9 protein-coding genes are annotated in these 9211 nt (G+C 58.4%); 7 read left to right on the top strand and 2 right to left on the bottom strand.

Features of this window, described 5'->3' with window-relative positions; all coding sequences use genetic code 11:
- A partial coding sequence (locus NCT32_RS34000) for an IS3 family transposase (protein ID WP_250491333.1) occupies nucleotides 1–353 on the top strand: 353 nt, incomplete at its 5' end.
- A gap of 27 nt (nucleotides 354–380) precedes the next feature.
- Here NCT32_RS34000 and tnpB read toward each other — a convergent pair.
- Together tnpB and NCT32_RS33990 are read right to left on the bottom strand one after the other, a co-directional pair.
- Nucleotides 381–671 (bottom strand): IS66 family insertion sequence element accessory protein TnpB, encoded by a 291-nt coding sequence (gene tnpB, locus NCT32_RS33995; RefSeq protein ID WP_061121718.1) that lies wholly within the window; start codon nucleotides 669–671, stop codon nucleotides 381–383.
- Nucleotides 668–1051 (bottom strand): transposase, encoded by a 384-nt coding sequence (locus tag NCT32_RS33990; protein ID WP_096031966.1) that lies wholly within the window; start codon nucleotides 1049–1051, stop codon nucleotides 668–670. The genes tnpB and NCT32_RS33990 overlap by 4 nt, the downstream gene beginning before the upstream one ends.
- A gap of 25 nt (nucleotides 1052–1076) precedes the next feature.
- Between NCT32_RS33990 and NCT32_RS33985 the strand changes: the two genes are divergently transcribed.
- From NCT32_RS33985 to NCT32_RS33960, 6 genes are all read left to right on the top strand, one after another.
- Nucleotides 1077–1508, top strand: a complete 432-nt coding sequence (locus tag NCT32_RS33985) for a hypothetical protein (protein ID WP_061121695.1) — start codon at nucleotides 1077–1079, stop codon at nucleotides 1506–1508.
- A gap of 85 nt (nucleotides 1509–1593) precedes the next feature.
- Nucleotides 1594–5748, top strand: coding sequence for a CheR family methyltransferase (locus NCT32_RS33980; protein ID WP_061121694.1), 4155 nt, complete (start codon nucleotides 1594–1596; stop codon nucleotides 5746–5748).
- A gap of 330 nt (nucleotides 5749–6078) precedes the next feature.
- On the top strand, nucleotides 6079–6681 hold the full coding sequence (locus tag NCT32_RS33975) for an antitoxin Xre-like helix-turn-helix domain-containing protein (protein WP_086961635.1): 603 nt from the start codon (nucleotides 6079–6081) through the stop codon (nucleotides 6679–6681).
- The gene (locus NCT32_RS33970; protein WP_061121693.1) at nucleotides 6678–7187 is read left to right on the top strand and encodes an RES family NAD+ phosphorylase; all 510 of its coding nucleotides are present in this window, start codon (nucleotides 6678–6680) and stop codon (nucleotides 7185–7187) included. The genes NCT32_RS33975 and NCT32_RS33970 overlap by 4 nt, the downstream gene beginning before the upstream one ends.
- Nucleotides 7188–7747: 560 nt before the next feature.
- Nucleotides 7748–8026, top strand: coding sequence for a hypothetical protein (locus NCT32_RS33965; protein WP_061121716.1), 279 nt, complete (start codon nucleotides 7748–7750; stop codon nucleotides 8024–8026).
- Between the two features lie 179 nt (nucleotides 8027–8205).
- On the top strand, nucleotides 8206–9198 hold the full coding sequence (locus NCT32_RS33960; RefSeq protein ID WP_250491332.1) for an arabinose transporter: 993 nt from the start codon (nucleotides 8206–8208) through the stop codon (nucleotides 9196–9198).
- Nucleotides 9199–9211 lie beyond the last annotated feature (13 nt).

Below are 9211 nucleotides of genomic sequence, written 5' to 3'. Positions count from 1 at the left end.
GACGCCGGCCGAAGCTCTGGACGGGTATCTGCAATCTGTTCAACAATCCAGTGTTGCGACGACCGGTTGAATCCGCCCAATATGCAAGCCGGGCGTACCGGAAACTGGCTGCCGACTTCAAGATGAACGTTTCGATGAGCCGTCGCGCTAATGCATGGGACAACGCGCCAATGGAAAGCTTCTTCAAAACCCTGAAAGTTGAGCGAATCTATCAGGTTCGCTACGAAACGCGCGCTCAGGCTCGTCTGGATATCGTCGACTGGGTCGAGGGCTACTACAATCGGCAACGCCTGCACACCTCTATCGATTTCTGCACTCCAGTCGAATACGAGGCTAGGATCATCGCTGCATGATTTGCTGTACGTGGAAACGAGGCAGGATCATCCCATCACGAGAGCCCGAAGCTGTTCAGGGCTCAGCCCAACGCTCACTGCCTGCTCGCCGTTCGTCCAGACGAAGCGCCCCTTGTTCAGCCGGCGTGCGGCGAGCCATATACCGAGACCATCGTAGACCAGCACCTTCATTCGGGTCGAGTGACGATTGGCAAACAGGTAGGCATGATGGGGCCTCACTGACCCGAACACCTTGACCACGCGCACAAGCAGCGTATCAGCACCGGCGCGCATGTCGACCGGCTCCGTCGCGAGCCAGATGGCATCGATGCGAATCAACGCAACCACCCCTGCAGCCAAGTTGCGCAGTCGCTCGCGGCCGACAGCGGCCAGCGCACGGTGATCGACGTCGCGCCTCTGCGCACCTCAATCTCGATGTGCGTCGCCCCTGCAAAACCATTTTGCATCTGCAGTGGAACAAATTCCGACGTCGAGACATTCAACTCCTGTCGCGCCGCTTCAGCGACATCGCGTTCCTCCTGCGCCGCAACCCAACCGCGCAGCAGGTTGGCGTTCAACCGGTAATGCAGTGCCACGGCCGCAATCGACACGTTTGGCTGCATTGCCGCCCGAATGACCATCTGCTTGAATTCCTTGCTATGCCGCCGGCGCCGTGTCGGCTGAACAACATCCTGGACCACCTCGGGTTCGTCCATCATGTACACATGTCCATTTGAAATCTAAATGGACATGATCGTCCGGCTGCTCGACTTGCAGATCAAGATGACTTCGCCGGTTGTTTACGGTGGAAGCAGCTTCCTGCATTGGCCAACTCGTTTCAACCCGTTGCCGTCATCCGCGCCACCCGATTTAGGCGCCGGAAGCGTGCAAGCTGTCGGCCAGCGGTGCGGCGCGGACACTCTGCCGGCGATCTCGGTCTTCATTGGAAAGTCATCTGAAACTGCGCTGTCGACCCTCGAAATCCCGGCGACCCAACTGCGCGGCATATTTATGTGTAACGTAGACCCGCCAGTCTGGGGCGACAGGGCCTGCGATGGACTCGCGCGGGCCGGCACTATTTGCGCGACCGTCGCCTGTCAGCTTGCGTGCGATGGAAGTTTTTCCCGAAAATTCTCTGATCGGTTCGGCAATCTTTTGTTAAGACAACGTCCGTGACGCTCGTGGTGTACGCTAGATGAATCAGTCGTCCACGCATTCAAATCAAAACTGCCAACAAGCGTGGTAATCAACATCGCCCGTCATGACAAGCAATAAAGCGCCTGATCCTTCAGTTGATCCGCCCGACGTGACTCGTTCTGTCATGCCGTCGCTGGAGTTTCCGATCGTCGGCATCGGGGCATCGGCCGGCGGGATTCAAGCGCTGACGCGCCTCTTTGAGCACATGCCAAACGACGCGGGCATGGGGTTTGTGATCGTACTTCATCTGTCGCCCAGGCATGAGAGCCAGGCCGACGCCGTGCTCCAGAGACTCACTAGAATGCCCGTCGTGCAAGTCCTGAATGCGACTCAGATCGAAAAGAATCATGTCTATCTCATCTCGCCGGCTAACGACCTGTCGATGAATGATGGCTATCTGAGAGTGACGCCGTCGAATCGCGAACCAGGACGACCGGTGGCGATCGACCTGTTTTTTCGCAGCCTCGCCGAAGTGCACCGCACCCGCGCGATCAGCGTGGTTCTGTCGGGCTTTGGCAGCGACGGCACGATAGGAATAGGTCGGATCAAGGAGCATGGCGGCGTCACGATCGCGCAAAGTCCCGAGGACGCCGAATGCGATGAGATGCCCCGCAATGCCATCGCGACGGGCCTGGTCGACATTGCGCTACCGGTCGCTGAGATCCCGCAGAAACTTATCGAACTGCGCGACAACGCGCGAGCGATTCAGTTGCCTCCCGCCGGCGACGATCAGATTCTCATAGCAACATCGGCAGATAGTAGTGCAGCGCCGGATTCGGCGCCGCTCGCAGAAGACACACTGCATAAAATCCTTTCTACGCTGCGCGCCCGCACCGCGCACGACTTCCGGCATTACAAGCGCGCGACGGTTCTGCGACGCATTGAACGTCGGCTGCAAGTCAACGCGCTTCCAGACTTACCCTCGTACCAGCGGTTTCTCGACACTCACCCGGAAGAGTCCTCGGCATTGCTTAAGGACATGTTGATCGGTGTGACGAATTTCTTTCGCGATCGGGACGCTTTTGAAGCCCTTGAGCGCGAAATCGTGCCGCGCATCTGCGAAGACAAGTCCGATGACGACTCCATCCGCGTCTGGGTGGCGGCCTGCTCGACCGGCGAAGAAGCGTATTCGGTCGCCATGCTGCTTAACGAGTGTGTCGCGGAAGCCAATAAAGGTTGTGGCATCCAGGTGTTCGCCACAGACATCGATGAGAGCGCTATCGAGACGGCGCGCACGGGCAGTTATCCATCGCCGATTGTGACCGACGTTCCGCCTGCCCGGCTTCGAAAGTTTTTTACGCTCACGCACGGGCGCTACCTCATCAACAAATCCTTAAGGGAACAGGTTCTGTTTGCCGCCCACAACCTGCTGCGTGATCCGCCCTTCTCTAAGCTCGACCTGGTGTCATGCCGCAACCTACTGATCTACCTGGACCGTACGGTACAGCGACAGGTCTTGCAAACATTTCACTTCGCGCTTCAACCGGGCGGCTATCTATTCTTGGGTAGTTCCGAGTCGGCTGAGATTGCCGATGACCTTTTCGTCGCCATTGACAAGAAGAGCCGGATTTATCGCGCGAAGAAATCGGCGAGCGCGCGACCTGCGTCGACGTTACCGTTCGTCGGCCCGCTGGCGCAGCCGACTCACTTCAGTAACATAAAGCCAGCGATTGGTCGCACGGACTCGTCGTTCTCAGCCCTGCACCGAAGCGCCATGGAGCATTATGCGCCGCCAAGCGTGCTGATCGATCGCGACGGGGAAATCCTGCATATGTCAGAGGATGTCGGCCGGTTCCTCCGATACGTCGGCGGTGAACCGTCTCACAATCTGCTCACCCTGATCAACCCCGAGCTGAGGCTGGAGCTTCAAACTGCGCTCTTTCAGGCGCTGCGACATGGCAAAAGCGTCGATGCAGAACGCGTGAGGTTCGCGCGGGGTACCGCTCTTTCCTACGTCAACATGACTGTGCGCCCGTTCTACGATGCGGCCGTTGGAGACCTCCTTGCAGTGTTCTTCGATGAGGCGGAGGAGACCACGTTGCCCGAAGCGTCCGAAGTCGCTCCGACTGACGAGAGTCCTGTCGTCGCACACCTCGAGGCCGAAGTACGGCGATTAAAGGAGCTTTTGCACTCGACCGTCGAGCATTCTAGCGTCTCAAGCGAGGAGCTAAAGGCGTCCAACGAAGAGTTGCAGGCAATCAACGAAGAAATGCGGTCAGCGTCCGAAGAGCTCGAAACCAGCAAGGAAGAACTGCAGTCGGTCAACGAAGAGATCCTGACGGTCAATGGTGCGTTGCAGGCGAAGGTAGAAGAGACCGCGAAAGCCAACGATGACCTTCAAAACTTGATTGCCTCTACCGGCATCTCGACTATCTTTGTCGACCGTTCGATGCGCATCAAACGCTATACGCCCGCAGCAGTGGGACTGTTCAATTTAATAGCGACGGATATCGGTCGCCCCTTGCTCGATTTGACGCATCGCCTGCATTATCCGCAACTCGCCGCAGATGTAAGAAGCGCATTCGAGGACCTGAAGTCGGCGGAGCGGGAAGTCAGCACTTTGGACGGCGATTGGTTCCTCGCTCGCGTGCTGCCATACCGAACCGTGGACGATCGCATCGACGGTGCTGTGCTCACCCTGATCGACATCACGCAAAGACGCCGGGCCGAGGCAGCGGCCCGATCGAGCGAAGAACGTCTGAAGCTCGCTGCCTTGACCACCGACGACTATGCAATCATTGTGCAAGATTCGGACGGCACGATCCTCAGTTGGAATCGAGGAGCGCACCGCATGTTTGGCTTTGAAGAACATGAGGTCGTGGGCAAGCCGATCGACCTCATATTCGTCCCGGAAGACCGGCCGGGCGCAGCGCTCGCGGAAAGAGAAACAGCCAAGAAGGAAGGTCGTGCCGAGGACGAACGTTGGCACCTCAGAAAAGACGGCAGAAAGATCTATTGCAGCGGCGTCACGACATCGATCGACACGGTCGGCTTCAAGGGTCTTGCGAAAATAGCGCGCGATTTAACCGACCGTAAGAGCGTGGAGAGCCAGCAGCAACTGCAGTTGGCGCTCGAGCGAGCCATTCGTGCCCAGGCGGAAACGGTGAACCGCCAAAAAGATGAATTTTTTGCGGTACTGTCGCACGAGCTGAAGAATCCGCTTAACTTAATTCACGTCAAGGCTGAGTTACTGAGCCGCTCGCCCGAGGTGAAAGATATTGCGCTGGTTCAGGATGCGGCGGACGCGATTCAACGTTCGGTCCTTGGGCAATCCAAGATCATTGACGACCTGTTGGATCTATCGCGGGTGCGCACGGGCAAGTTGGCGTTGCACTTCTCGCCGGTCAATCTTGCATCTGTTCTTCGAGCGATCGTCGAGGCGAGTGACGCGGAAGCCGCGAACAAGCAAATTCGAATGGCAGTGTCAGGCGTTGACGCGCCGTTGACGATTCAGGCCGATCCGGTACGCCTGGAGCAGATGATTTGGAACGTGGTGCGCAATGCCTTGAAGTTCACGCCGCACGGCGGACGCGTGAATCTGTCGCTTACGCGCGATGATCGATACGTCTGCATCGAGGTATGCGATACGGGACAAGGCATCGCGCCCGATTTTCTGCCCAAAGTTTTCGATATGTTTAGCCAAGCGGACGGCGGCGGCCGACGTGATCGCGGCGGCTTAGGCATCGGCTTGTCGCTCACCAAGCAACTGGCTGAAATGCACGGCGGACGCATTGAGGGTACCTCGGCTGGATTGGGACAAGGATCCTGTTTCCGCCTTTGGCTGCCACATCTTCCTCCATCTTCATCTGTATTGCCCGCGGGTAAAACCGGTGATCCCAGCATTCTGACGGGGCTGCGCGTACTTCTTGTCGACGATTCGCTGGAGGGCCTCGAAGGGTTCCGGACTTTGCTTGAATTAGAAGGGGCGCAGGTCAGAGCGGAATCGACTCCCGAAGCAGCTCTCAAGGTCGCGAGCGAAAGCGAATTCGATCTCATTCTGTCGGATATCGGCATGCCGACAATGAGCGGCTATGAACTGATTGCGAAGTTGCGTGAGCTGCCGGCATGTAGGGCGGTTCCAGCGATCGCTTTAACCGGTTTCGGACGCGAGCAGGACGCTGCCGAGGCACTGCGTGCAGGGTTCGATGCGCATTTGGGTAAGCCCGTGTCGCTGAACGCGCTACTCGTGGCTATCGGCGGAAACTTGAGAAAAAAGTAGCGGCTATTGAGTCGATGCACGAAGCGCTTTCTAAAGTCGATGTAGCACAAAACAGCCTCAAAAGTGCCTAGTTTCGGCGCGGAGGTTCATTCTTAGCGGACCATTGCCGCTCAATTGCTGGTCCGCTTTCAAAATCAAGCCGCCGTTCAAACGTCAACCCAAAAGCACGGACAAGGGGCCGGAATTGGCCGATGACGGCCGAGGCTGTCGGCCGACGGATGGTCCGGCGTACCGCGGGAAACGCCGCTGTTCAGTGAACACCCCGACGCGCAGCTGTCAGCGTCATATCCTCCATTTGGGCTATACTGAACCGTCAAATGGGGGTGAGCGATGGAGGCGGATCTGAAAGGCGGGCACGCAAGGTCGCGGGGAGACAAGCCGACCAAGGCCGGCGGCAAGGCGCGCAGCGGAAAATCCGCGGGCGCCCATGACATCAATGAAGGGCTGCCAAACGCGGTCCGTCGCGGTAGGCCCGCACCAAAGGGGCGCGTGGAGGTGATTGATCTCACCCACTTCGGCGCAGTGTATCGAGTGGACCGGTCCGTGCGCATCGACGCGATCAAGCGGGGCGTGAAGGCGGACGATTTCGTTCGTATCGCGCGCTTTATGGACCGCAGCAAGGAGCAACTGGGCAAGACCCTTGGCCTGTCCATCACGACCATCGACCGCAAGGCGAAAGCCGGTGAGAAGCTCTCGCCCGAACAGGGCGAGCGCGTGGTCGGCATGGCGAAGCTGATCGGCCAGGTACAGACGATGGTCGAAGAGTCGGGCGACCCGACGGGCTTTGACGCAGCCCAATGGCTCGCGCGCTGGCTCGATGAGCCGCTGCCGGCGCTGGACGGGAAGCGCCCAGCCGAGTACATGGACACAGCAGAAGGGCGCGACCTGGTTTCGAATCTGCTGGCGATGGCGCAGAGCGGGGCGTACGCGTGAGCGGTACGGCGACGCTCTGGCGCATTGCGACCGACACACCCGATTACACGGCAGATGACACCACGGGGGCCGGTGCCAAGGCGACGGGCGGTCGGTGGAACCGGCCAGGGCTGCCGGTGCTCTACAGCGCGGGCAGCATCGCGCTGGCCTGCCTCGAAACTCTGGTGCACATCAGGCTGGGCGAACTGCCGCTGAACCGGTATCTGGTCGCCATCGAGGTGCCCGAAGACGTCTGGCTGGCGGCGGCGGTGTTTGACACGGGCGGACCTCACGTCGGGTGGGATGCAGTTCCTCATGGCAAGGTGAGCCTCGACGCGGGCGACGCGTGGCTCTCAGCTAGGCGGAGCTTGCTGTACAGGGTGCCGTCCGTGATTGTGCCGCAGGAGACCAATGTCCTCATCAACCCCGCCCATCCGGACGCGGCTCGGCTGCGCTTCATAAAAGTAAGCCGCTGGACGTACGACAGTCGTCTCACCGCCCGCGGGCAACCTAAGAAATCCCGATGAACTCGCCGGAGCGATAGCGGCTCGCTGGGTTGCAGCAACCGACCGTCTGCGCATAGTCGCGACCTCGTAAGGGTCGTTGAGGGACGTTCATGTTGCAACGCGACGTGTTACCGACTTTGACTTGACCAAGCTCTGGCGCATCGGAGTCGATCGAACGAAGAGCACTGCGATAACAACAGCTCGTTCATTAGGATTGCAGATAGAAAATGTGCTAAATTCCTTTATGTCAATCAACACGGCGGGAAACCGCCGTTCGCCTCGTCTATCAAAACATTGACGCAGGCTGCTTTTTCTTCTACGGCACCTGTCCCCGCGCCCTATGAACGCGTCTTAACACGCCTCACCGAGAAATCGCGACAACCGACAAGCGCTCGTATTGACGGTGCGCGGACAACACCGTGAGCGCCGATTGATGAGCGGAATTCATAAGCTTATGCATCGCATTGTGTTTAAAAACCGATAGTAGGGGTATACGCTTGAGTCATCGCGATTTAGCTGACAGCTTGGTAGGACGGCTGCCGAGCCTGTCATCAAATATCAACCTCATGTTGGAGCATGTCATGAACCGCAAACTGTTCGCTACTCTCTTTTTCATCGGTTCCAGTGCATTCGCTGGGTCAGCTTTCGCTAGCGGCTACGGTCCGGCTCCGTTTTACCGGCCGGCTGTCGGTGCGCCGAGCTCACAGCAGGGGCCGAGCGCCCAAACAATCGCTGCCGAGCAGAACGCGCACAACATCGACACGTATAGTTTTGGGAGTTCGCGCGACACGCAAACGCAATCGGGTGTTCGGCGCGTTGAGGGCACAAGGAACACCGCTTCGTCCTCGGTCGATAATTAAAACGCTCCGCGAGGCAGACTCGACATGTGAACGCCCGGTGTAGAGGTGGGCCCTTGCAGGGGGGTTTAAGGAGTGTGACTGGCGAGAGAATCAATATTATCTGAGCATGATGCCTTAAGTCATTGGCAAAGGCCGTCATCTCGAACCGCGGGGTTTTCCGTTCGCTAGAAGGCCTAACGATGTCCGAATCACGTTTAAAGGGATCAGCCGGGCATTCGGTTGTTGCAACCCTGTTCCCGATAATGACTGCCGTACTGGCCGGCTTTCTGATCATTGGCGTGGCGCTTCCCGTACTGCCTCTCCATGTCACAAACGATCTCGGATTCGGACCACTGGTTGTTGGACTGGTGGCGGGTGCACAGTTCGCTGCTGCACTGCTCTCACGCATTTGGGCGGGCTCCTACTCTGACAGGCGCGGTGCAAAGCGCAGTGTCTTCGTCGGCCTACTCGCCGCGGCCGCTTCCGGACTGCTGTACATTTTGTCGCTAGTATTCCTAAAGGCACCTCTGGGTTCTGTCGCGATTCTGCTCGTCGGTCGTGCGGTTCTCGGCGGTGCCGAGAGCTTCATCATCACCGGTGGTATCGCCTGGGGATTGGGTCTCGTTGAAAGGCAGCATGCTGGCAAAGTCATTGCCTGGGTCGGAACCGCGATGTTTGCGGCGATGGCGCTGGGTGGTCCTCTCGGGGCCATTCTTTACACATCATTTGGGTTCGTCGCGATAGCACTGATGACCGCCCTTTTGCCGCTATTCGTTTTCGCATACGTGAGCCGGACCCCGGCAGCCGTACTGCTCGGTCACGGACAGCACGCTTCTTTCAATGTCATCCTGAGAGCGGTTTGGCTGCCCGGAGTCGGCGCTGCGCTCGCCAGCATGGGGTACTGCGCAATCTTGGCGTTCAGTTCGCTTTTTTTCGCGGACATGCATTGGCAGCCGGTGTGGATGGCTTTCACCGCATTCGGTGCTGCATTGATCGCGGCGCGTACCATCGCTGGGCACCTTCCGGACCGGCTAGGAGAGGCACGAGTTGCCTTCTTATTCGTCATCGTGCAGTTTGCAGGCCTTTTACTCATGTGGGTGGCAAAGACAACGTTGCTCGCGTCCCTAGTGTCCCGAGTTGAAAATTCATTGAATGATGGCGATTGCGTACTAGAGTGTCTGTATGTCACTTGATGCGAGGCGGCAA

Origin of the sequence: Caballeronia sp. INML2 (assembly GCF_023631365.1) — a bacterium.
GTDB lineage: Bacteria > Pseudomonadota > Gammaproteobacteria > Burkholderiales > Burkholderiaceae > Caballeronia > Caballeronia turbans.
Note: the sequence above shows the minus strand (reverse complement) of the source record. Positions and strands in the feature narration are given on the sequence as shown.

What these genes read in the sequence shown, in the direction of transcription:
- NCT32_RS33965 (WP_061121716.1), top strand. Translation starts at nt 7,748, where the DNA reads ATGAACCGCAAACTGTTCGCTACTCTCTTTTTCATCGGTTCCAGTGCA.
- NCT32_RS33960 (WP_250491332.1), top strand. Translation starts at nt 8,206, where the DNA reads ATGTCCGAATCACGTTTAAAGGGATCAGCCGGGCATTCGGTTGTTGCA.
- NCT32_RS33990 (WP_096031966.1), bottom strand. Translation starts at nt 1,051, where the DNA reads ATGATGGACGAACCCGAGGTGGTCCAGGATGTTGTTCAGCCGACACGG.
- NCT32_RS33985 (WP_061121695.1), top strand. Translation starts at nt 1,077, where the DNA reads ATGGACATGATCGTCCGGCTGCTCGACTTGCAGATCAAGATGACTTCG.
- NCT32_RS33980 (WP_061121694.1), top strand. Translation starts at nt 1,594, where the DNA reads ATGACAAGCAATAAAGCGCCTGATCCTTCAGTTGATCCGCCCGACGTG.
- NCT32_RS33975 (WP_086961635.1), top strand. Translation starts at nt 6,079, where the DNA reads ATGGAGGCGGATCTGAAAGGCGGGCACGCAAGGTCGCGGGGAGACAAG.